The sequence below is a fragment of the Pseudoalteromonas sp. P1-13-1a genome (assembly GCF_001401875.1).
Taxonomy (GTDB): Bacteria; Pseudomonadota; Gammaproteobacteria; order Enterobacterales; family Alteromonadaceae; genus Pseudoalteromonas.
The window spans coordinates 1-23,224 of sequence record NZ_LKDV01000031.1; the positions used below are offsets into that span (position 1 = coordinate 1).

Here is a 23,224-nt window from a genome sequence, read left to right on the forward strand (position 1 = left end):
GTAAGTCATTAGAATAACGCAGGAGCAGTTATCGAGCCCACTAGGTTACAAACCTCGCGCCGCGATTAAATAGCCCCTAGTTTGAACAAATTTTAATCCGCAAAGGTCAACAGACCCTTAGAACATTAAACAGGATTGTGCATGCTTCGCTTAATACAAACACTACTTGCCACCAGCCTACTACTTACAGGTTTTATGGCACAAAGTTACGAAATTGAAGATTTAGGCGATGGCCTCCACCGCTTTATTGACGACAGACACCGCTCGGTATTTTTAATCACTCCACAAGGCGCAATAGTTACCGACCCACTTAATAAAAAAGCCGCCACTTGGTTAAAGGAGCAAATTAAAACCCGCTTTAACGTACCCGTTAAATACGTTGTATACAGCCATAATCACAGCGACCATATTTACGGTGCAGAGGTATTTAAAAGCCCGCACACTACCTTTGTAGCACACAAACTTACTGCGCAAGATATTAAAAACACGCAAATAAAAACGGTTATGCCTAACCTTACTTTTGATGACGAGCTAATACTTACCCTTGGCGGCTCAACCTTAAAACTTAACTACCACGGCCCTAACGATGGCCGAGGCTCAGTGAGTATGCTGTTCGAAAAACAAAAAACATTATTTGTAGTCGACTGGATTGTTATTGGCAGAATGCCATGGCAAAAACTATGGAGCTACGATATTCAAGGTATGATTAATTCAACCCAAGCGGTTTTAAATTACGACTTTAATACCTTTGTGGGCGGCCATGCCGATATGGGTAATAAAGCCGATGTAGTACGTTATTTAAGCTATATAGAGCAGCTTTACAGCCAAGTAACCGCTGCAGCGCTCGCGGGGCAAAGCCTAGAACAAATAAAACAAAACGTTAAGCTCGATGAATTTTCAGATTTAAAGCAATACCAAGCCTGGCTGCCACTTAATATTGAAGGCGTATACGAGCGCCTTATGGAAGAGTCAGGCATGGGCTGGCGCAGCGATTTATAAATTGTATGCGTATGCATGCGTTGCTTAAATACAAGTGCATACGTATTCACATTGAATTAACAACGCAAGCTTGTGATAGTGCACTTTTTGTATGCTAAGGCGCCACCATGAAATTAGTTGCTTTACTGTTAAGCTTATCAATATTTGTAGTGCATACCAGCTATGCAAACACGGCCAATGTGCAAGTAAGCAAAGGCCACATTGAGGTAATCGACAATATAAAATCACAGTTTGTAAAAAACCGCTTTTTAAATGTTTGGCTACCGCCAGGTTACAACAAACACACCACCTACGACGTGCTCTACATGCACGATGGCCGCATGTTGTTTGATGCAAATAGCACATGGAACAAGCAAGAATGGCGCGTAGATGAAGTAGCGGGCACACTAATAGAGCAAGGCAAAGTACGCCCGTTTATTGTGGTAGGTATTCCAAACGCCGTAGAAAACCGCCACAGCGAATATTACCCACAGCAACCGTTTGAGGCCTTAAGCAAGCAAAAGCAAAACGCCCTATACCAGTTAGAAAAATACCCAGGCCATAAATTATTTGCCTCTAAGGTTTACTCAGATAACTACTCACGCTTTTTAATTAAAGAAGTTATTCCTTACATTGAGTCTAACTACAACGTAAATAAAGGCGCGCGGCACCGCTATATTGGTGGCTCTAGCATGGGTGGGCTTATATCGTGGTATACACTACTTAATTACCCTAACGAATTTGCAGGTGCTATTTGTATGTCGACCCACTGGCCGGGTATTTTTAGCCACGACGACGAAGTATTTGCCGAGTTTAAAAATTACATTGCCAACAACATCGAAAAGCTAAGTAACCAAAAGGTGTATTTTGATTATGGCGACAGCACTTTAGATGCCATGTACCCTAAGCTACAAGCGCAAATTGATGATTTATTTATGGCGCAACAATACCCAGCAAAGCTATGGCAAAGCCAGTATTTCCCGGGGGAAGATCACACCGAAAACGCGTGGGCAAAACGCTTACACATTCCGCTTGAGTTTATGTTTAGAAAAACCAAGCAAGCTGCCCCCGAATAATCATTTACAAGTATTATCCTATCAGTAATCACAAAAAAGCGGCTTAACGTTTACTACGTTAAGCCGCTTTTTTAATAGACTTTTAAACCATTTTAAAACGTAGGTCGGAAGCGCAGCACCGTCCGACAATTAACGGCGCTTAAAGCTCATTAGTCTTACCAAGCATTCATAGGAACCTCTAAAGGAACTTGGCTACCATCCTCATTTTCTAAAACTAACTGTAAGATGTCCCCTGACTCCTTTCGCATTAATTTTTTTGCTTTACTGGCAGGGCAGCCCGGAATTTTACAGCCTTCTATAGAAATAATTTTTTGCCCTGCAACAATCCCTGCTTTTTCAGCGGGTGAATTAGGCTTTACTTCTTCAATAATAAATGACATTACTTTTGGGCTAAAAAAGCCATCCGCCCCAACGTTCCCTACAACTCCAAGCTTCACTTCTTCTGCTGCCAAGGCATTAAAAGAAACAATTGATATTAAAACAACTATAATTTTGAACATAAAATAAACACTCCCTGTAAGTGTATCGTTAACAATACATGCGCTCAAAACTTCCCATAGTCGAAGGCGCAGTATCAATACCTAGTTGTTTGGTGCCAAGAGGGATTTATTAAAATCCCTCTTGGACTTTTTAGAAGTATTGAACGATGTGAGCTATTGCTACTACAAGACCGCTAAGTGCTGCAATAACCTTCGCTATATCAAACTTTACTTCAATGCTGAGTTTGGTTTTCATGGTGAGTATCCACTATACCGACTCAACCGGTTGAGTCATAAAAGACTCGTTTTTATATCCCGCCTTGCGAGCGGCTTGAGGCGCTATGACTAGTATAAACAACCTCAAATCGGACGATTTCTGCTGGCACAACCAGCCCAGATTTCGAGCTCCTGCTCTAGATAAGGTGTCGCCCTTTAGCCGCCTACCAAGCGACATACGGAGCTGGTGACTCCGAAACTTTAAAAAATAATAAATTAATATTGCATTAGACGCACATATCTCAATTCATCTTAAGATAATATTATTTACTATTTATATTTTTAACAAATTACTTAAGATATTACTATCACAAAGTTTTTTATATTCTAAGTGTTACGATAAATATTTTTTTCAATGTAAAAAACCGCGCTAACCCTTTATAAAAAAGCTTTAGCGCGGTTATCAATACTTGAAACCTAATTAACCAAGTAACTAGCTAAAATCGACCACCACTTCATAGCGCCCTGGCATGTCGTTTACATCGTAAACCCAGCCGTGGCGTTTAATTATTTTTTCACTTAATTGCAGGCCTAGTCCGTACCCTATGCTGGCGGGTTTTACTGAAGGCTCGCTCGCTTTAGGGGCATCGTCCTGCTTACTACAATTAACAATAGTGATTTTACTGCCTTGCTGCGTAATGTGTACTTGGCCCGCTTGTGTATGCTGATAAGCATTACGAATTAAGTTAGTCAGTACAATGTGACACGCAGTAGCATCGGTTGTAATTAAGCGCTCTTGCTGGGTGTTTAAAACCACCTCAACGTGCTTAGCATTAAGCAGGTAATTAAGCTCATTACTTAGGCTCGTTATTTTATCACTCAGATTTACAGGCTCAGGGCTACTTTGCTGATCTTCGTTGCGGCTTAGCCATAATAGCGTATCGGTTAAATCGCTCATGGTTAAACCAGCGCGCTCTATACGCTTAAGTGTAAGCTGCTGTTTATCGCTCAACGGGGCTTTTTCGCTTAAACGGTTGAGTAGCTCTACGTTGCTGCGAATAACCGAAATTGGCGTACGCAGCTCGTGACTAGCATAGCTTAAAAAGCGCTGTTCGCGCTCTACGCTTTCGTGCGCCGAAAGCAAGCTACTGCGTATTAATGTGGCTAAAACATTAAGCTCATGGTAAGTAAAATCAGGCGGGGTTTGCTGTAAATTAGCTTGATTTAACGATTTAGCCCACCCTCGTAAGGACTCCACGGGCTTGGCTATTTTTTTCATTACCATAAACAAAAAAAACGCAAATAACACAATAGCTGCCAAGCCCGTTACAACAATCCATAGCATGCGCTGTTCGGGATCTATATTGGCAATGACCGTGGGGCGGTCTTTTTCGAGCATAATACGCGATACATAACGTGGCTCGCCCAATTCATTTGGATAATACACAACAAAAAAAAGATTCTCAGGCAATGTAAACATCGACGACTGATCTTTTCTTTTGTGCAGTAAGCCTATTTCTGTAGGCTTTGAAAAACGCTGTTTAATTATGCTTGGCATATCTTCCCAGCGGCTTGCAACAGTAAAACCTATTATGTCTTTTGGCTCCCCTGCTTTTACCTGCGTTGTTTGCGTAAGCTTTAGCATTATCCCGTTTAAGCCTTTATCAAGGCCATCAACAAAGTAATTTACACTTAAAAATGAATAGCCGATGGCCATAGCAGAGCTAAGCACCACCATACTGGCAAAAAAGTAAATTCTTAGGCTTGGCCTTATTTTCATTGCGGTTGCTCTTGGGTTGGTTTTATTGCAAAGCCAACACTTGGAATGGTTTCAAGCTTTACTTGTTTAGATGCCCCTTCTAACTGCTTACGCAAATGGTAAATATGCACTTTTAAGCTATTACTATCAGGCTGTTCTTCGCCCCAAACAGCTTGCATAATAGCGCTGCGTGTAACAGGCTGCGGCGCTTCGCGTACTAGGGTCTCTAACAATTTAAAGGCGATAGGCGATAACTTTAGTGTTTGCCCCTCCACCTCGGCACTGCGCTTTGCTAAATCTAAATTTAAATTAGCTAAGGTGAGGCGTTTTACCTCACCGCTTTTACGCTTTGCCAATACTCGTACACGCGCTACCAGCTCTTTCATGGCAAAAGGTTTTACTAGGTAGTCGTCGCTACCAGCATCGAAGCCTTCTAGTTTATTATCGAGGCTATCGCGAGCAGTGAGCATTAATACCGGCGTATCTTTACCTTGTTCGCGCAATGTCCTACACATTGTTAAGCCGTCCATTTTGGGCATGTTTACATCTAAAATAATCATTTGATAGTGGTTAATTTGCAGTAAATTTAAGCCCATAACGCCGTTGCTTGCGTGGTCACACTCAATGTCTTCTATATCGAGATAATCAACAATTGTTGTTGCCAGGTCTATGTCGTCTTCAACCAGTAGTACGTTTATCATTAAGAGGTTGCTCCTTGAGTGCGTTTTCCACTTAAAAAGTCTATCACATTGGCAATTAAGCGCTTAATCTCAACTTGAATCATTAGCAAGGCCGGAATAAGTATTAACGTAATAACCGTAGCAAACAAAATACCATAGCCAAGTGATGCCGCAGCAGGGATTAAAAACTGCGCCTGCATTGAGGTTTCGCCCAATAATGGCACTAAGCCCGCATAGGTTGTAATAGAGGTAAGCATTACTGCACGTAAACGGCTTGTACATGACTCTATAATGGCATCGTGGGTGTTCATGCCCTCATCTTTTACAAGCTCGTTAAAGCGCGAAACAAGTAATAAGCTGTCGTTTACGACTACCCCGCTTAGCGCCAAAATACCATTTAACGAGAGTATACTTATGGTTAAGTCGTTCCACCAGTGGCCTAAAATAGCCCCTACAACACCAAATGGAATCGCCACCATAATCAACATAGGTTGAATGTAAGATTTAAGCGGAATAGCAAGCAATACGTATATAACTAATAACGCTGCTATAAACATAGTGCCCATTGAGCCTGTAGTTTCATCTTGCTCTTCGGCTTCGCCGGCAAAGTGAATACTTAAGTTAGGGAACTGCTTAGTAAGCTCAGGAACTAAATCGCGACTTAAATTATCAACCAGCTCATTAGAGGCCACTACGTTTTTGTCAACTTGCGCACTTAAGTAAATTGCACGTAGGCCATCAATGCGGGTTATTTCATCTTGTTGATATTCGCTGCTTATATTTGCTACGTTAACCAAAGGCAATACGGTGCCATCGGGTAATCTAATACGCGACTGCATTATATCAGCCGGTGTTTTACGGGCATTTTCAGGGTAGCGTACACGTACTTTTACTTCATCTTTATCGCGTTGGTAGCGCTGTACAATTGCACCACCGAAAGCTTGTAAAACTTGCTCTGATAGGCTCGCCGTATCCATACCTAAAGCGCGCCCTTGTGCGCTTAAGGTAAATTTAAGCTGTGGCTGACCTGGGTTTAAATTATCGTCTATGCCATTAACGCCAGCGGTGTTTTGTAAGCGCTCTTTAAATAATGCGCCTGCAGCCATTACGGTTTCATCATCCCACGCTTTTAGCTCTACTTTAAAGTTATCAACCATTTTACGTGTGGCTAATACTTGTAGTTTTTTACTGCCCTCTGGCATGCCAGCAAGGCGTTGCCACTCTTGTGCAAATTCATTTGCTGTAAAGGCGCCTTCGTTCAGTAATTCAACCGTAACGGTACCACTTGTATCGCTACTACTCACAAGTTGTAAGCTGGTTATTTCACTCTCTTGCGAATCAAACTTATCCATTAAGTTTTGCTCAGCTTGAATTGCAGCCTGCTCAAGCGCTAACAAGTTTTTATTAGTTTGCCCATACGCCGCATCGTTTTGCATAACAAGCTCAGCGCTGACGGTATCGCCGGCAATGCTTGGGAAAAACCCCACTTTCACTGCGCCTGTCATTGGCATACCAATAACCAGGATAAAAAAGGCTATAAAAGCAGCAACTACGGCATACCTAAAGCGTAGCGAGTATTCAATAACGCGGCGATACACATTTTCGCTAAACCAATTTAGGCCGCTGTCGGCACCGTGCTGCACCTTAGACCACAAGCCGCTTATGCCCGATTTTAACTGACGCTTAGTGCTAATATGGGCTAAATGCGACGGTAAAATAAGTTTTGATTCAACAACCGAAAGCAGTAAACAAATAGTCACTACGGTTGCAAACTGGGCGTAAATTTTACCTAGGTTGCCTGATACATTCGAAAGTGCCACAAACGCAGCCACCGTGGTCAATACGCCAAAGATGGTGGGCACCGCCACCTTCATGGTGCCTAAAATTGTGTTATTGAGGGTATCGCCATGCTTTTTACGGGTGGTATAAATACTCTCCCCTACCACCACTGCATCGTCGACCACTATGCCTAGTGCCATAATAAAACCAAAGGTGGTCATTTCATTTATGGTCAGCGCGGTGTAACTGTCGGTCATAAAGTACAGCGTGCCAAAAAATACAAATGGTAAACCGCCTGCTACCCATAGCGCAACGCGTACGTTTAAAAATATCGCTAAAATTACAAACACCATAATAATACCGGTTACGGCGTTTTTAGTAAGTAGCGATAGGCGCTCGGTGATCATGGTGCTTTTATCTTGCCAGCTCTCAAGCTCTACATTTTGTGGTAATAAACCGCGCTCATGCCACGTATCAATTACACTTTGAGCTTGCTCAACAATCGTGGTTATATCGCTGTTTTCATCCATTAAAATTTCAATGCCTACAGCATTTTTTTGATTGTAACGGCTTAACGAGTTGGTATCTTCTGCGAAGGTGTCGGTAACGGTTGCTACATCACCTAATTTAATTTGTGTGCCTGATTGCGTTGTTAGTAACACAATATCAGCAAAGTCGCGCTGCCAATAAGCTTGGTCAGCGGCTTTTAAACGTATAATTTTATTGCTATCGCGTAAGCTAGTCGAAAGCGGGCTCGATGATTCGTTATTAATTACTTCACTTACGTCGCTAATGGTTAAGCCGTAGGCTTGTAATTTACCTTCGTCGATTTCTACCGACATCATAGGGTCAAGCACGCCTGATTGCTCTACATCGCTAATGCCTGATTTAGCTAATAAATCAGCTTTTAATTGCTCACCAAGGCTTTGCAATGTATGGCGATCGGCATCACCAAATAATTGTATGGATAATGCGTGATCTTGCCTGCGGGCTTTGTCGATCACCGGCTCTTCGGCATCTGCCGGAAAGTTGTTTATGGCATCTACTTGGTTTTTAACGTCGGTGAGTAGCTCATCAAGCGAGTAGTCGGTTTTTTTCTCTATGCTTACATGGCTGCCGCTGGCATCTGATGTAGAGGTAATACGCTTAATACCCGGTACGGTTTCAAGGGCTTCTTCTATTTTCAGCGCAATGCCTTCCTCTGCTTGCAGGGCGTCACCACTGTCGTAAACCACCGATACAGAAATAGTATCCGGCTCAAGACTTGGAAACGCCTCTTTACGCAAGGTAGAGAGGGACATTATACCCATTACTATTACACTAATGAGTAATAAATTGGCGGCCACTGAGTTATTAGCAAACCAGCTAATAATGCCGTGCAAAGGGTTAGTGTTATTAGGTAATTGCGGTGCTTGATGCGGGCTCATTATGGCATCTCCTCAACAACGGGGTTTACTAACATTTCGTTTAGGTAGCTCACTAACGGGCGTGCAACTACGCGTAAATTGGTATGCCCTTCAATAGGAGAGATATAAACGTAATCACCGCGCTCAAATAGTTTTTGCGCTTTAGCACTTACTAACGTATTTTGCTCATTTACGTACCAAATTAAGCCATCTTGCGATACGGCTGATGCAGGCAATTTAATTACGTTATTAAGTGTTTTACCCGCAATTTGCACCGCTAAAAAAGTACCAGGTAACAACGGTTTTGCTTGCTCAAAAGGTTTATCTAGTGCAACCACTACAGTACGCTGACGCGAGCTGTCATCAAGGTGTTGCTCAAAGCGAGCTATATAACCTTGCCACTGATTTTGTGTTGTTACATCACTTAAAATAACCTCACCCGACTTATCGCTTGCTAAGTTTTGCCACTGGCTTAACGAAAGCGGCACGCTAATTTCTACTTTGTCGGTGCTATTTAATGTAGCCAGTGTATCGCCAATGCTTACATATGTACCTAGGTCTATATCGCGCGATAAAATAACAGCATCAAACGGCGCACTTATATGGGTGTTTTTTTCATCACGCTGTGCGGTTTGTAATGCGTATTGCGCATTATCGGCCGTAGCTTGTGCAGCTTCTAGCTGAAGCGTTCTAAATACTAAGGGTGAGCTAGGCGCTTGGGTAACGCCCGAGCGCTGCCATTCACGTTTTGCTTGGTTTCCTAAGTCTTGCTCCTCTTGCAGTGCAAGCTTAGCATCTGCCAATGTGGCTTTAGCGCTCGCGACTGCTTGTAAGTATTCGGTGTTATCTATTTGTGCAAGCACTTGGCCTTTTTTAACGACATTACCTGTGGCAAATTGCTCACTCATATCCGTTATTTCGCCTTTAACTTGTGCTTTTAAGCTAAGTGCCCAATGTGCTTTAGCCTCACCGTGGCCACTAACATAGGCTTGGTATGTACTTGGCACAGCATTTATAACAGATACATTGGGTGCCACAGATTTAGCCGGCTCTGGCTTTGGACCATTTGCTTGCTGCGCCATTTTTTGGCCGTTATATGAAATAGCAAGCCCTATGCAAACAATGGCAACTAGGGTTACAACAACAGGTACTGGCGAAATTTTCATGACGATGCTCCAAGGCCCAAAGCAAGGCCTAAATCTATACGGTTAGTTAAAAGGGTGTAATTTATTTGGCTAAGCTGAGCTTGTAGGTCGTACACCTGCTGCTGCACAGTGAGTAGGTCTAAAATATCAACCAAACCTTGCTGGTATTTGCTTTGGTAGTTGCTATAGCTACGCTTAGCACTGGCAAGTGCGTTACTGATTTGAAGCTGCTGCTGTGTTAATGATTGCTCTTGCCCTAGTGCGTTTTCTACTTCGTTTACAGCGCTTAATAAGGTGTCTTGGTATTCCCAAAACGCTTGTTCGGCATTTAGTTTTGCAATATCAACTTGTGCACGCAATGCGCCACCTTGAAACAACGGCGCACTTAAACTGCCTAGTAAGTTCCATACTGGGCTGGTTAATAACGCTTTGCTGGGTGTGGTTGCTAAATCACTAAGTGATGCCGAAAGCGTAATGCTAGGGAGTAAATCTTTATAAGCTACATCCACTAAATAACGCTTAGATTGAATATTATAATAAGCACTTTGTAAGTCGGGGCGACGCGCTAAATCTTGCTCTGGTAATGCACTTAGCGGCTCCATAACCTCAGGTAAAACAGCGCTAGATGGTAAGTTTTCAAGTTTATCAACGCCCACTAATAATACTAAAGCGCGTTTTGCTTGCGCTATTTGCTCTTGGTAATCGGCAATAGTGGCTCTAGTTGAGGCGGTATTTGTACGCGCGGTATCAAGGGCTTCTAAATCACCTAAACCGTATTGGTAACGCTCAACAATACTTTGCTCGTTATTTTCTAAAACCGTTAAACGCTGCTGCTCTATGTTGAGTAAATCTTGCTGCAAAATAATATTTAAATACGTGCGTATCACGCTGGCTACTAAGGTGTCTTTAGCGCTTTGGTAAGTGGCCTGATTACTAGCTATGGTCATGTCTTGCGCGGCAACGTTATCAGCAATTTTTTGCCATACGTCGGCTTCCCAGCTAACCCCTAGCGATGAGCTGTACTGTGTGCCGGTTGTTTCGTTGCGCTGAGCGTCAAAGTCGGCATTGATGCTAAACCATTGGCTTGCTGCGGTTACATCACGCTGTGCATAAGCAAGTTTTAGCGCCACATGCACTTGATTAAACGACGGGTTATTTGCAATGGCTTGCTCAATAAGGGAATCAAGCCCCGCTATATTCACTAAATCGGTAATATAACTTACCTTGATTGCATCTTCTTGAGTGTATTGCCAATTTGTATGCTGCTTTAGAGACTGCTCGGTGCTATTACCTGTATAACTTGGCTGGCTACTACACGCAGCAAGCGTGCAGCTAAATGCAAGCAATAAAACTGTTGAACGCTTTTTAAAATAAACCATTTAACTGTGCCTAATTTACATCATTGCACACAGTTTATTAGGCCAAGGGTTAAGAGTGGGTTAAAAGGGGTTAACTACTTTAGATAAATTAATATTTGCCACGTTCTGTCAATTTACGTAGGCTTTGGCAAAAATCCTTATACACATCTCACATGCTAAAATTAATTTTTACTCTTTTTTTAATACTTCCTACTTTATTACAGGCTAAAGTCACCTTAAACGATAAAACGCTTATTTATAGTGGTCAAATCAACCAACAAAATAACAATACGGCAGCTGAGTTGTTAAAAAACAATCCCACTATTCATACTTTTACTATTACCAGCGGTGGCGGAAATATTGATTTAGGGATGGATTTAGCTGAGCTAATTTTGGCGCATAAATTAACCGTAAATATAAAGCAGTTTTGTTTTTCGTCGTGTGCTAATTATGTATTACTTGCTGGGCACCCAACTATAATAGAGCCCGGTGCAATTATTGGATGGCATGGTGATGCAGCTTCAGCAAAGTGGTTAGATAGTGATATTGATGCCATGGTAAAGCAATTAAAAGAGCCTCAAAAAAGCCAAAAATGGAAAGAATTACGTGCTCATTACGATGAGGTCATTAATAAAGCAAGCCTGCGCGAAAAAGCTCTCTACAACAAATTAAACGTAAATCACGACTTACTCACTGTTGGGTTAAAACCCAATCTACGCAGTGCTGCCATAAAGCAACGTGCTCGTGGTTGGACGTACGCACCTAAAGTGCTTAACTATTTTGGAATTAGCAATATTAGCTATAATAATTGGCAACCTCGTTCAGTTAAAAATTTTCCGCTTCTTATCATTAGCGACTTAAACTAATAACTATTCCTCTCTTACTAACCTCCTATTTTACTCATAATAAAGCCCTGTTAATAACAGGGTTTTGCTTTTTAGGAACATTTTAAACCACCAGCTAATATTACCTATTTATAATACAAATGGAGATTAAACTTTTAAATCTAATTGATATACGTTATCATTCGCAACATCATTAACTTTCTATATTAACAATAATGAACAAGCTAATTAAGTTTACCCCAATACTATGCGCCCTTGCTTTAGCTGGCTGTGGAGGCGGCTCTGGCAATACAGCCCCGCAGTTTGCACAACCTAATTTAAGCTTTACTGTAAACGAAGACACTTCATTTACTGCTCAAGTAACAGCCACCGACGACGATGCTCTTAGCTACACACTGGCTAATGCTCCTAGTAACGGCACTATAGCAGTAGAAGCAAATGGTGAATTTACATATACGCCTTTTAGTAATTACTATGGCGAAGATAGCGCAACTATTAGCGCAAGCGATGGCAGCTTAACCGCAAATGTTGTGGTACGTTTTAGCGTAGAAAATGTTAATGATGCGCCGCAGCTACTAACCACTAATGTGTTTGTTACCTCTTCAACCACTACGCAAGGGATTATTACTACGCAAGATTTAGATGGTGACACCGTAACTATTAGCTTAATTACACCACCGAGTAATGGCGTAATGAGCATAAATAGCACCACAGGTGAATTTACCTATGAAGCACAAACGCTAAGCAGCATTGATGAGCAATTTGAAATTAGTTACACCGATGGCCTAATTAGCGAGCCGTTAACTGCAATTATTTCGTTAAGCCCTTCTTATGTAACTAACGAAGACAAACTTAATTATTACTACAGCTCTAGCCTATCTCACTTAAAACAAGCTGATGAGCTAAGCGCCAATATTGCTGATGAACTGTCTCGTTACGATATATACGCAACACAAGCTGCCGCCTATGCGCGTGCAGGATTTTTAGATACTGCTAACGACTATTTAGCACTAATAAACGAGCAAACAGCACGTTCTTCGGCACTAAAAGATGTAGCGCAAGCACTTGATGAAATAGGCCAAACAGAACAAGCAAACGATTACCGCGACCAAGCGGTGGCGGCCTACAACCAATACTTAGCTGATAAAGGCTTCGATAATATTGCCTCATCAGACGCATCAGCGCTTTACTCTTTAGTAAAAAGCTATCTAGGCGCCGATCAAGTCTCACAAGCAAGTAATTTGTTAAACACAATTTCGTTATACGCTGAGCAAGTACGCGAAGACGAGTACACATCAAGCTATGGCTACTTTTTAAATGGCGTACGCTTATCAATAGATGATGCCCTACAAAGCTATGCACAAAGCTTAGATGAAAGCGATTTAACACAAGCTAAATTACTTGCCAATAACTACGCGCAACTTGCGGTAAAAGCGGGTTACAGACTGGTACGTAGCGGCGAATACGAAGGCCAACCATACGAGCAATACAAAACGTTGCACGGGGCATGGGCTGCGCAATATCTTTATAGAGCTGGCGAATTTGAAACGGCAAAAGATTACACTAACCAAGTACTTGCTATGTATGGCTCTACTGGTTTTGATAGTAATTATGCCTATTCTGCATCGCCATATAGCGCCGCTACTTTAGATAACTACACCTACCCGATTCAATTTTTAGCAGGCTTAATTGAAGGCTTATACCAAAGCGACGAAAACCCTGCAATAACGCTGTCAGACAGCGAAACCGATATAAATAACGCGCTAGAACAAGTGTATGGTTTTAATATAGCTAACCGCCTACTTGCTGGTGAAGATATAACGAGTGCCGCAGCACAAGCTCGCAGCTTTTTTACTGAAAATGGTGATTACAACGAATTTTTTAGAGCACTTACCGAACTTGATAACGTCCCAGGCACAGGCCTAATTTTAAGTGAAGCCGGCAGAAACGACTTAGCACAGCAAATATTTACCTATGCGGGCGACTTTTTAGCCTCTGATGAATACATTAGCAAAGAGTCATCAACCACGTTTTTAACCGGTTCAAAGGGCTGTAAATTGTTAGTTGATTTAACTGCGCAGGTCGGTGGCGATACAGCAAATGCCGCTAATAAATGCTTAAGCATGCTTAATACGCTTAATGATGGCGATATACGCACGCTAAGTAATAACTCATCAATTACAGCGCATAACCAAGTAATAGTATCGCTTATTAAAGGCGGCTTATCGGAGCAAGTAGCTGGTGTACACAATCAACTACTTAGCTACATTGCACTAGATGAAGATACCGAAGACAGATTTGAAGCCCGCTTAGAAACTTTAGGTTACTTAGTTAATGCAAACCAAACATCACTGGCAAGTACCACTTTAAATGATGCGATTACTGAAATAACCCCTGAGCTAAATGCATTAACAAGCGATCAGCTAGAAACTATTTTAGCCGCTGTTAAAGCCGAAGTAATTGGCTTAGAAGAAGCTCAAACAGGTGAATTTGAACGTTATTCTATGCTTTCAAGTATGGGTTCAAACGCAGCGAACATTAGCGACTTTTCAGCAAATTATAGTAATGCAAAAACACAAGCTAGCACGCTTTTAAATACGCTTGAGCCTCTTATTTTGGGCTTTGCCGATACAATTATTGCCGACAATATGGAAGACTTAGTTAACAGTTTTACGTTAATTAACGATATTAGCAAAGCACAAAGCTTAATTAGTAACGGGGTTAATGGCGAGGCCGATCAGCTTGAGCTTTACATAGGCATGACCAACTTAGTCGCCTCTCGCGATGACTTTAGAGGCATAGCGATAGCAAGCGTAGATACCGACCACGACGGCCTACCTAACTTCTTTTTACCTAACGCCAGCGATGAAGACATAGCCTTAGCTGGGTTAATTGCCGACCAAGACGCCGATAACGATGGCGTAATTGATAGCGAAGACACTACCCCACTAGGTATTTAACTAAGAGCCGTAATAAATGCAGACACCGACTACCCTCGCGTGTCTGCTTTTGCTTTCTCAGGGTGTATACGCCGCAGAGCAGCAACAGCAGACCGAGCCAAAACCACAGCCATGTAACGAACTTAAAGATGAGCAAAAAGAGCGCTGTGAAGCACTTGAGCACATTGAAGTAAAAGGCCAGTACATAGGCATTGAAGTACCCGAAGTTATTGGGCGTTCTTACTTAAATCGTGATTTTATAAACGCCACACCTAAAGGCAATGGCGATATAAATGAGCTAATTGCATTGCTCCCTGGTGTACAGCTAAGTAACGAAGCCTACTCTATTGGTAGCTTAGCTGAGATCAGCGCGCCGGAAATATCAATCTCAGGGGCGCAACCTTGGCAAACAGGGTTTTCGTTAGATGGGTTAAATTACAATAACCGCATAGACCCAGCCAGTAGCAGCCGATTAAGCTCTTCATCAGACGATGTATCGGGTGGCGTGCAAAGTATGAACGTAAACTCCGATGTAGTTGAATCTATTACTGTTTACGACCATAACATTCCGGCTGAATTTGGTGGTTTTTCGGGTGGTATTGTTGATAGTAAAACCAAAAGCGTATTTGCAAACGACAGTTTTAGTTTTGGCGTGCGGGGGAATCAAAGTAGCTGGGGGAGTTATCATTTTATAGAGGCCGATCAAGATAGTTCACAGCAAAATGTTGACCAAAGTACGCTTGAAGAGCCTAAATACGAAAAAATTAGCTATAACCTGCGTGCTAATAAACAAATAAATAAGCGCCATGGCGTAATGATGAGTGTTAGTTACTTAACCAGCGACATCAGCGATTTATCGCTAGGGGAAGTAAAAACTCAAAGCAGAACAAACATAAATGCGATTGTGAAGTATGGCTACCGAAATGGCTGGGTAGATGCATTAGATTTAACACTAATGTACTCCCCCTACGAAGTTGATAATTTTATTACGGATGCCAAAGACAGTGACTTTCATTTAGAAGGCGGGGCTATTGGCGCCGTTGCGGCATTAACCGAGCATTTTGACTTTGCATCGTGGCACAGTAATCTTAATTTTAGTATGAGTGACAGCAGCCGAGAAGGCCCTGCGCACTTTTATAGCTGGCTACAAGCCAAAGGGAAAGATTGGGGGCAATACGCCGACCAAGGTGATGCACAAACACGTTATTCTCGCCAAGGGGGATACGGCGCGCTTGATAATACCCAATACACCACCAGCTGGAAAAACACTCTTGATTTTAAAACGCTGGAGTTTGCTGGCACTGAGCACCGTATAAAAGCCGGTATTGAACTTATTCGCCAAGAAGTAGAACGCGAACGCATACAAAATAGCTACAGCTACGATTCGCCTATTATTTGGTCTAGCGCTAGCACACCTCTTAATTGCAGTGGTTATACGCTTGATTGCCAAGCGCTGCAAACCACTATTTCTATTGACGAACTTGCAGCGCAACTTGGTGGCGAAATTGATTTTAATAATCAAGCGCACATTAGCGCTTATACAAATAATGTAACCGCAACAGCACAGTATTTTAATGGCCGTTTAGTTACCCCTGCAGAGTATATAAATGTAACACTTAATCGTGCCTCATTTTATGCTACCGATAGCATCACACTAGGTCAGCTAAGCCTCAATTTAGGTATGCGCTACGAATATGATGACTTTTTAGCAAATCATAATATTGCACCACGTATATCGCTGGGTTACGATGTTTTTAACAACAACCGCACTATTATTAGCGCAGGCGTTAATCGCTATTACGATTCAGCTATTATTGGTTATAAAGTCAAAGAACAGCAGCGTTTTTCATACCGAGAATACCGCCCAATTGAAAACGGTTACCTTCAAGGGTGGTTGCCTTCTAACTATACTGGGGCGTTTAAATACCGCTTTGATGATGTAAACACCCCGTACGATGATGAACTCGCGCTAGGTATTGCCCATTCATTTGAAAAAGCGGGCAATGTATCGCTCAGATATGTAAAACGTAAAAAGCATCAGCAATTCTCTCAGGTTACCGATGAAGAAGCTGCTAGCGATGGTTATAAATATATCCGTATGACCAACGAAGGCGATGGCAGCTCAGAGCGCTATTCTATTTCGTGGAGCGCACAATTTGGTAGCCATTCATTATGGGCTAACGCCTCCTACGCTGAAAACAAAGTCTCTAACGACGACTACAATGCCACGGCTGAAAACACCCCTCTTGATGAACTTGTTTACTACGTAAATGCAAGTGGCAGCAGCGAGCTTGTAACACTTGGGCAGCTTGAGCAAATTCGTACAAACTTTGGCACTCCGATAACCGGTGCACTAGGTTGGAATGTTGATTGGAGCAATTCATTAAGCACAGGCCTTAACATAACCTTTAGTGATAGCTACACCAGTGCAGTGAGTACCGGCGCAAGCGAAAGCATAAGCCTTGAACAAAGCTGTGCAAATTGCCCTGTAGAGTCAACACTTGTTGATGTATACGAAGAACAAGAAGTTCGTGCCAGAACCATGCTAGGCCTAAGCCTACGCTATAGCCACAACCTGACAAAAACCCAGTCAGTTGAAATAAGAGCAGATATTTCTAACTTATTAAATGCACGTACTTACACAGTAAACGAAGGTGCATCGGGTATTGAGCCTGGGCGTATGTTTTGGCTAGGAGTTAGCTATAACTATGATTAGGTTATTAAGCATTTTTGTATTGTGCTCATTTAGCTTAAATGCCAAATCAGCAAGTAGTAACGATTTACGCTCACTGTATAGCAAAGGCCAAGCACATTGGCCTGCTATACAAACCAGTGATGGCAGACGTGTAGAGCCCATGTCGCTTTTGCCTGTAGCCTCGCCTAAACCTGAACACGTTGCGTTAGGCGATAAGCTTTTTCATGATGTGCAGCTCTCGCGTAATAATACCGTTAGTTGTGCCACCTGCCATGAACGCGATAAAGGCTTTCATGATGGCCGCACAACCGCCATAGGCATTGACGATCAAGTTGGTACGCGTAATACCCCCGCTATTTTTGGTATAGATCAATGGCAAAGTTTTTTTTGGGATGGTCGCGCCAGCACCGCAGAGCAACAAGCACTAATGCCCATAGCAAACCCTATTGAAATGGACTTAGACCCAAAGATAGCTTTAGCGCGAGTAAATAAAGACAAAAGCTACCATGCATTTAACAAAAGCGCTTTTAATAGCAGCACGTTAACCACAGAGCAAATGGCAAAAGCCTTAGTTGCATTTGAGCGAACATTAGCCGCGCCAAGTAGCCGCTATAAAACGTTTTTAACGCAGCTTAATAAAAACCCACAACACGCAATTAATAGCTTGAGTGATAGTGAACTAAATGGTCTGCACCTTTTCAGAACTAAAGCCAAATGCATGACCTGCCATAATGGCCCGCTGCTCAGCGACAACCAATTCCATGGTACGGGGCTGCATTATTATGGCCGCCGTTTTGAAGATAAAGGCCGCTATGATGCCACCCAAAACCCTGAGCATATAGGCCAATTTAGAACGCCGTCGCTTTTAGGTTTAATGCAAACATTTCCGTGGATGCATAACGGCTTATTTGATGATTTAGCCGGTATTGTCGCCTTATACAACCATGGTGGAGTAAGACCGCGACCACGAAAAAGCCAACTAAACGACCCACACTTCCCCAAAACCACCGACCTGCTTATAAAGCTTAATTTAACTAAGCAAGAACAAGCCGATCTCGTGGCATTTTTACGTATATTATAAGCGCTGATTTACTCACTTAAAGTGCGCGTGAGTAGCTTAGCGATATGAAATCAAGGCCAGGGTTGGGCTTTTTAATACCTGCGTTTGAATAGTGAAAATACTTGAGCGACACGCTGTGTTGCTCAGCCTCACCAAATTTCATGGCAATGCCTAGGCGGTCTTCAAATTGATAATGGGTGCTTATGTTTTTACCCGCAAATTTAGTGTCGTCTAATAGGCTTAAGCCAATACCAAACTCGGCAAAAACCCGGTTTCCAGCAATACTGCCAATAGGATAAAAAATTACAGGCGAGAGCGATAAACCTAAATTAGCGTCGTAGCGTTTTGGGTCATCGTATTCAAAAAAGTTGGCATTGGCTTCTAGGTAAATCTCTAGCTCTTCAAAGCCTTCTATTTGGTAATCTAAGGCATATTGATAAGCCACCTTAACCCCTCGCACGTCTCCTTCACCTTGTATGTAGCTCATCGAAAAGTAATTTTGTGCAGCCGTTGCAGCGCCTGCGTATAGCGTTATAGCTATTAAAAACAATTTATAAAGTTTCATGTTATTCACCTCAAGCAGCTCTTTTTTATTGCAATTGCTTGACCTAAACACAGCACATTCGGCTGCTATAGATAAAGCAATGATTCAATGAGGTGCATAGTAATTGCATTTAACTATTTTGATAATTGCAATTTAAGTGGAATAACTTTCTTCAATATATTGATAATTAAACAGTGATTGAGCGCTCACCAACATGCGTTGTTAACCGCTTATATTGCTGCTTAAATAGCTGCCAACCCACAATACCCGACAAGGTATTGCCGCATGCCATACCGATAAATAACCCTGTTAAACCGTAAAAATACGAGCCTAACCAAAGTAGCGGTAGGTAACACAAAAATAGTCGCAATATGGAGATAAATAAGGCCGTTGTTGGAAACCCCAGCGCGTTACATACCGATACTGTGATCATACACACACCTAAAGCTGCATAACTCAGGGGCACAAAAACAAAGTAATCTGTCAGGTTAGCAACAATTTCACTATTATTGCTAAGCACATGTGCAAGTGGATTAGCTATGCCTAGCATAATAACTGCTAATAAAATTTGTATGCCAATTACAAAGCCGCACGCAAGTTTTACTACGCTTAATATTTGCCTAAGCTCCCCCCGCCCTTTTAAATTTCCAACAATAGGCGGCAGTGCCATGGTAAGCGCTAAAATTAAAATAATCGCAATATATTCAATACGGTTTGCAAGCCCCCACGCAGCTACTGCAAACCCACCATATGCGGCAATAAGTGCAGTTACTATCATGGCTGAAATAGGCGGAATAAACTGTGAAAGTAAGGCCGGTGCCATCATTTTTGCAATGGCTTTTATTGCCTGCTCGGTACGATTTTTTAAAACGCCAAAAGTTAGCAGTTCTCGTTTAATAAGCGTGCAAAACACCACGATTAAGCCTATTGCAAAAGCAACACAGCTTGCCCATGCAGCACCCGCTAAACCCATATCAAAAGTAAACATAAACAATGGATCGAGCGCTATATTTAACACGCTGGTTAGCACCATAATTCGCCCTGGTAATAAGGTTTCGTTATGAGCGCGGCAAATGCTGTAACCAAAATAAAGAAGCGCGCCAAGCCAGCAGCTTATTAGCCAAGGTAGCCAGTAAAGCTCGGTTAAATTAAATAAAGAAGGCGTTGCACCCAGCGCTAAAATAATATACTGCTGAAAAAGCCACAGCGCCAAGCACAATAGCGTGACTATTGCGGTGCCAATAACCACAATTAAGCTACCTAGGTAGCGTGCGTAGTTAACTTTATTTTCTCCAAGTGCTGTGGAAATAGTTGCAGTTGCCGCAATACCTAAGCCTACTTGTACTCCCACAATTACCTGAAAAATAGCAATACTAAAGGCAACCACAGCGAGCGGCTCAGCGCCTAGCTTAGCAATAAAAATACTATCAACCAGCTGGCTCCCCATAATAGAAAACAAGCCAACTAACATAGGCCAAGTTTGCTTAAATAAATGCTTTAATAGTAATGATGTATTACGATTCATAAGGCAGGCTCACTCTAAACTTAAAAATTTAAACGAGAAAAATACCGAAAAAAAAGGCGCTTATAGTAAGCGCCACAGGAAAAGTCACAATGAATAAGCCACTAGTATATTTACACAACTAACCATTGATAATATAGTTGTTTAAATAATCAGTTTATTGAAAAATTTGATAATGAATATTGCCCATTTAAACCTGTTTGTCAGAATCGCAACCACGCACAATATTAGCTTAGCTGGCAAGGAGTTAGGTTTGTCGGCTGCAGTTTCTAGTGCACAAATAAATAAGCTTGAAGAAACGCTCGGCGTTAAACTTATTCATCGTACAACCCGAAAAGTATCGCTAACCGAAGAAGGCCAAGCTTTTTTACCCCATGCCGAGGAAGTCCTTGCCAATGTAGAAATGGCGCGCGCCTCGGTAGGAATTGGCAGCGTAACGCCACAAGGAAAATTGCGCATTACCGCCCCTGCTTCGTTCGGGCGTATGCATATTATTCCTGCATTGGCTGGATTTATTGAGCAATACCCCGACCTCACTATTGATTTACGTTTAAGTGATAGCATCATTGATATGGTCGGCGGCGGGTTTGATATAGCAATACGTGACGCTGCTCTTAATGATTCAACCCTTATAGCCCGAAAAATCGCTCGCGATAAACGCTTAATTTGCGCATCGCCCAATTACCTTGCAAAACACGGCACCCCAACAACACCGCAAGATTTAAAAAATCATACCTGTGTTAATTTACATGGTTTAACGACATGGTCGTTTATTACACCCGAGGGCACACAAAACATTAAAACCAATAATGTATTACAAGCTGACAACGGTGAAGCAGTGCGCGACGCGTGCGTGCAAGGCTTAGGTATTACGTTAATGTCGAGCTGGTGTGCCTATAAAAAACTACAAAGTGGTGAGCTGGTACAAATTTTACAAGACTACCCACTTGCATCCGACACCGCTATTTGGAGCGTTTATCCAAGCTCACGCTTATTAGCACCAAAAGTTAGGGCTTTTATAGACTACTTTAGTGGCTACTTTGGTGACGAACCCTACTGGGAAAAAATATAATTATTTAATTAAAAATAAAAACGCACACCTGTGCGTTTTTTTATGCCTAAACTTTACATATAAAATGTTTATTAGGTTAAATATTAGGCTAATAAAGCAGTGGCTCACTTGTGTAGTCAGACGAGCTATTTAATGGTGTGATTTTATTGAATTACTTAACGAGCACTCTCAATAGTGCTGACCAAAAGCCAACTGAGCAGCTTAAACATATCAATAACTATGAAACTTACATTTTATTTGCACAATTTATTGTCATACTAAAACCAAGGTAAATAAATGGTTTTGGGGTAAGTATGAGAGCAATTAAACGAAGTCGTTTCAAAGTACTTGGTGTTAACACTAAAAAGGGCACACTCGCCCTGAGCATATTAAGTGCCATGCTACTTTTATCGGCATGTGACGAACACGCTCAAAACGATAATACAGCAGTTACCTCTCATAAAAAAACGCTCAAAAACACGCTTATTAATACCGATGCATTTAATATTAAAGCCATGGTAAAACTACCACAAACTGTTGAATGTACGCTTGAAAACGGCTCGCAAACCCAATGTACTCAAGTGGTTTTAAAATATCAGCCCGACAACATTGAAGTAGGTCCTTTTTGCCCAGAAACACTCGACGACGTTGGCGGAATTTGGGATTGGGATGGCACCGATGCAGGTCTATACAGATTAGATAAAGCGTTTTTAACCATGCTTAACGAGCAAGGTTTTACCTTTTACGATGAAGACGGCAACGTGCATATTGTTGATAACGCGACCATTCGCCCAACAGTTGATCATGCATGTATTAATGTATCGGTAGATAAAAGCGTAGAAATTACCGCCCTTTTACCACTGCACCCTGTTATGTCTGAGCAATCAACAGCGTTGGGCACAGTATCTAAGGTGGGTATAGCGCTTGCGGGTGTGCCTATTTTTTCGGATGCGCCAAGTGTGCAACATACTGGGCATTTACCCGCGCTTGATACGTGCGCAGGCCATATCGATCCGGGTGGTTGGTACCACTACCACGGCACCGCCAGTGATATAGACAGCGTATATAAACACGAACATGTAAACGCCAACTGTAATAATTTAACGCAAAAGCCAAGCGCCCTATTTGGTTATGCCTTTGATGGTTACCCGATTTACGGAAGCCAAGAAATTGATGGCACAACCCCCGCCGAGCTTGATAGCTGTAATGGCCACATAGGCCCTACGGGTGAAAGCGGAACAGTTACTTATCACTATCATGCCAGTAATACGTTCCCTAATTTACCTAAGTGCTTAAAAGGCGTGGTTGCACAAAACAACTTTGCGACCACAGCACAAGCGGGCGTAGGCGCTAAGCCACCTGAAGGCACTAGAACAACGCGCCATGAACCACCTGGTGGCGGTGGTCCTAAAGCAGGCAGCCCTAATGGCGGCGGCATGTCACCACCTGGGTTTGCACAAGCTGCTAAAAAGCTAGGCGTTAGCGAAAAGGCGCTTATGCAAGCAATGCAAAATGCTGGTGGCCCTAATGCCGATTTAACGATTGTAGCAAAAACACTTAACGTGACACCGGCGCAATTAAAAGCGGCCTTACCCGAAAAACCAAAACGCTAATTAATAGACTTACCAAAATATTTAACCATGGTGATATTTAAGTTTATTCTCTTTAGTCAGAGGTTTTGAGTAAAAACAA

16 protein-coding genes are annotated in these 23,224 nt (G+C 42.2%); 8 read left to right on the forward strand and 8 right to left on the reverse strand.

What is annotated here, in order from left to right; genetic code table 11:
- The first annotated feature begins 141 nt into the window (after positions 1 to 141).
- Complete coding sequence (locus tag AN391_RS16155; protein WP_055016352.1) at positions 142 to 999, forward strand: MBL fold metallo-hydrolase; 858 nt, start codon at positions 142 to 144, stop codon at positions 997 to 999.
- Positions 1,000 to 1,106: 107 nt separating this feature from the next.
- A complete protein-coding gene (locus AN391_RS16160) occupies positions 1,107 to 2,054 on the forward strand; it encodes an alpha/beta hydrolase (RefSeq protein WP_055016353.1) in 948 nt (315 codons plus the stop codon).
- A 155-nt stretch (positions 2,055 to 2,209) separates the two neighbouring features.
- Here AN391_RS16160 and AN391_RS16165 read toward each other — a convergent pair whose 3' ends face one another.
- The 6 genes from AN391_RS16165 to AN391_RS16190 all read right to left on the reverse strand — a co-directional run bounded on the left by AN391_RS16165 (position 2,210) and on the right by AN391_RS16190 (position 10,897).
- On the reverse strand, positions 2,210 to 2,554 hold the full coding sequence (locus tag AN391_RS16165) for a PDZ domain-containing protein (RefSeq protein WP_152967909.1): 345 nt from the start codon (positions 2,552 to 2,554) through the stop codon (positions 2,210 to 2,212).
- A gap of 688 nt (positions 2,555 to 3,242) precedes the next feature.
- A complete protein-coding gene (locus AN391_RS16170) occupies positions 3,243 to 4,529 on the reverse strand; it encodes a HAMP domain-containing sensor histidine kinase (protein ID WP_055016355.1) in 1,287 nt (428 codons plus the stop codon).
- Positions 4,526 to 5,209, reverse strand: a complete 684-nt coding sequence (locus AN391_RS16175) for a response regulator transcription factor (RefSeq protein ID WP_055016356.1) — start codon at positions 5,207 to 5,209, stop codon at positions 4,526 to 4,528. Before AN391_RS16175 ends, AN391_RS16170 begins: the two co-directional genes overlap by 4 nt.
- Positions 5,209 to 8,394, reverse strand: coding sequence for an efflux RND transporter permease subunit (locus AN391_RS16180; RefSeq protein WP_055016357.1), 3,186 nt, complete (start codon positions 8,392 to 8,394; stop codon positions 5,209 to 5,211). Before AN391_RS16180 ends, AN391_RS16175 begins: the two co-directional genes overlap by 1 nt.
- Positions 8,394 to 9,539 carry an efflux RND transporter periplasmic adaptor subunit gene (locus AN391_RS16185; RefSeq protein WP_055016358.1) on the reverse strand — a complete coding sequence of 382 codons (1,146 nt, stop codon included), beginning with the start codon at positions 9,537 to 9,539 and terminating at the stop codon, positions 8,394 to 8,396. Before AN391_RS16185 ends, AN391_RS16180 begins: the two co-directional genes overlap by 1 nt.
- Entirely contained in the window at positions 9,536 to 10,897 is a 1,362-nt protein-coding gene (locus AN391_RS16190; protein WP_055016359.1) for a TolC family protein, read from the reverse strand. The genes AN391_RS16185 and AN391_RS16190 overlap by 4 nt, the downstream gene beginning before the upstream one ends.
- Positions 10,898 to 11,049: 152 nt before the next feature.
- On the opposite strand from AN391_RS16190, the gene AN391_RS20735 reads away from it, so the two are divergent.
- The 4 genes from AN391_RS20735 (at position 11,050) to AN391_RS16215 (ending at position 18,436) form a co-directional block, all read left to right on the forward strand.
- Complete coding sequence (locus AN391_RS20735) at positions 11,050 to 11,742, forward strand: hypothetical protein (protein ID WP_082429340.1); 693 nt, start codon at positions 11,050 to 11,052, stop codon at positions 11,740 to 11,742.
- Between the two features lie 194 nt (positions 11,743 to 11,936).
- A complete protein-coding gene (locus tag AN391_RS16205; RefSeq protein ID WP_055016361.1) occupies positions 11,937 to 14,681 on the forward strand; it encodes a cadherin-like domain-containing protein in 2,745 nt (914 codons plus the stop codon).
- 16 nt (positions 14,682 to 14,697) lie between these two features.
- Entirely contained in the window at positions 14,698 to 17,376 is a 2,679-nt protein-coding gene (locus AN391_RS16210) for a TonB-dependent receptor plug domain-containing protein (RefSeq protein WP_055016362.1), read from the forward strand.
- Positions 17,369 to 18,436 carry a cytochrome-c peroxidase gene (locus tag AN391_RS16215; RefSeq protein ID WP_055016363.1) on the forward strand — a complete coding sequence of 356 codons (1,068 nt, stop codon included), beginning with the start codon at positions 17,369 to 17,371 and terminating at the stop codon, positions 18,434 to 18,436. Before AN391_RS16210 ends, AN391_RS16215 begins: the two co-directional genes overlap by 8 nt.
- A gap of 16 nt (positions 18,437 to 18,452) precedes the next feature.
- Here the strand turns inward: AN391_RS16215 and AN391_RS16220 are convergent, their stop codons facing one another.
- Together AN391_RS16220 and AN391_RS16225 are read right to left on the reverse strand one after the other, a co-directional pair.
- Complete coding sequence (locus tag AN391_RS16220) at positions 18,453 to 18,980, reverse strand: acyloxyacyl hydrolase (RefSeq protein WP_055016364.1); 528 nt, start codon at positions 18,978 to 18,980, stop codon at positions 18,453 to 18,455.
- A 166-nt stretch (positions 18,981 to 19,146) separates the two neighbouring features.
- Complete coding sequence (locus AN391_RS16225; RefSeq protein ID WP_055016365.1) at positions 19,147 to 20,484, reverse strand: MATE family efflux transporter; 1,338 nt, start codon at positions 20,482 to 20,484, stop codon at positions 19,147 to 19,149.
- A gap of 172 nt (positions 20,485 to 20,656) precedes the next feature.
- Here AN391_RS16225 and AN391_RS16230 point away from each other — a divergent pair, with 172 nt between their 5' ends.
- Both AN391_RS16230 and AN391_RS16235 read left to right on the forward strand, forming a co-directional pair.
- Positions 20,657 to 21,553, forward strand: a complete 897-nt coding sequence (locus AN391_RS16230; protein WP_055016366.1) for a LysR family transcriptional regulator — start codon at positions 20,657 to 20,659, stop codon at positions 21,551 to 21,553.
- A 293-nt stretch (positions 21,554 to 21,846) separates the two neighbouring features.
- Positions 21,847 to 23,145, forward strand: a complete 1,299-nt coding sequence (locus tag AN391_RS16235; protein WP_055016367.1) for a YHYH protein — start codon at positions 21,847 to 21,849, stop codon at positions 23,143 to 23,145.
- Positions 23,146 to 23,224: the final 79 nt, after the last annotated feature.

Excerpts from the sequence above, each read along its gene's own strand:
- AN391_RS16165 (WP_152967909.1), bottom strand. The coding sequence starts at position 2,554 with ATGTTCAAAATTATAGTTGTTTTAATATCAATTGTTTCTTTTAATGCC.
- AN391_RS16170 (WP_055016355.1), bottom strand. The coding sequence starts at position 4,529 with ATGAAAATAAGGCCAAGCCTAAGAATTTACTTTTTTGCCAGTATGGTG.
- AN391_RS16220 (WP_055016364.1), bottom strand. The coding sequence starts at position 18,980 with ATGAAACTTTATAAATTGTTTTTAATAGCTATAACGCTATACGCAGGC.
- AN391_RS16155 (WP_055016352.1), top strand. The coding sequence starts at position 142 with ATGCTTCGCTTAATACAAACACTACTTGCCACCAGCCTACTACTTACA.
- AN391_RS16205 (WP_055016361.1), top strand. The coding sequence starts at position 11,937 with ATGAACAAGCTAATTAAGTTTACCCCAATACTATGCGCCCTTGCTTTA.
- AN391_RS16190 (WP_055016359.1), bottom strand. The coding sequence starts at position 10,897 with ATGGTTTATTTTAAAAAGCGTTCAACAGTTTTATTGCTTGCATTTAGC.
- AN391_RS20735 (WP_082429340.1), top strand. The coding sequence starts at position 11,050 with ATGCTAAAATTAATTTTTACTCTTTTTTTAATACTTCCTACTTTATTA.
- AN391_RS16180 (WP_055016357.1), bottom strand. The coding sequence starts at position 8,394 with ATGAGCCCGCATCAAGCACCGCAATTACCTAATAACACTAACCCTTTG.
- AN391_RS16225 (WP_055016365.1), bottom strand. The coding sequence starts at position 20,484 with ATGAATCGTAATACATCATTACTATTAAAGCATTTATTTAAGCAAACT.
- AN391_RS16235 (WP_055016367.1), top strand. The coding sequence starts at position 21,847 with ATGAGAGCAATTAAACGAAGTCGTTTCAAAGTACTTGGTGTTAACACT.
- AN391_RS16160 (WP_055016353.1), top strand. The coding sequence starts at position 1,107 with ATGAAATTAGTTGCTTTACTGTTAAGCTTATCAATATTTGTAGTGCAT.
- AN391_RS16185 (WP_055016358.1), bottom strand. The coding sequence starts at position 9,539 with ATGAAAATTTCGCCAGTACCTGTTGTTGTAACCCTAGTTGCCATTGTT.
- AN391_RS16215 (WP_055016363.1), top strand. The coding sequence starts at position 17,369 with ATGATTAGGTTATTAAGCATTTTTGTATTGTGCTCATTTAGCTTAAAT.
- AN391_RS16210 (WP_055016362.1), top strand. The coding sequence starts at position 14,698 with ATGCAGACACCGACTACCCTCGCGTGTCTGCTTTTGCTTTCTCAGGGT.
- AN391_RS16175 (WP_055016356.1), bottom strand. The coding sequence starts at position 5,209 with ATGATAAACGTACTACTGGTTGAAGACGACATAGACCTGGCAACAACA.
- AN391_RS16230 (WP_055016366.1), top strand. The coding sequence starts at position 20,657 with ATGAATATTGCCCATTTAAACCTGTTTGTCAGAATCGCAACCACGCAC.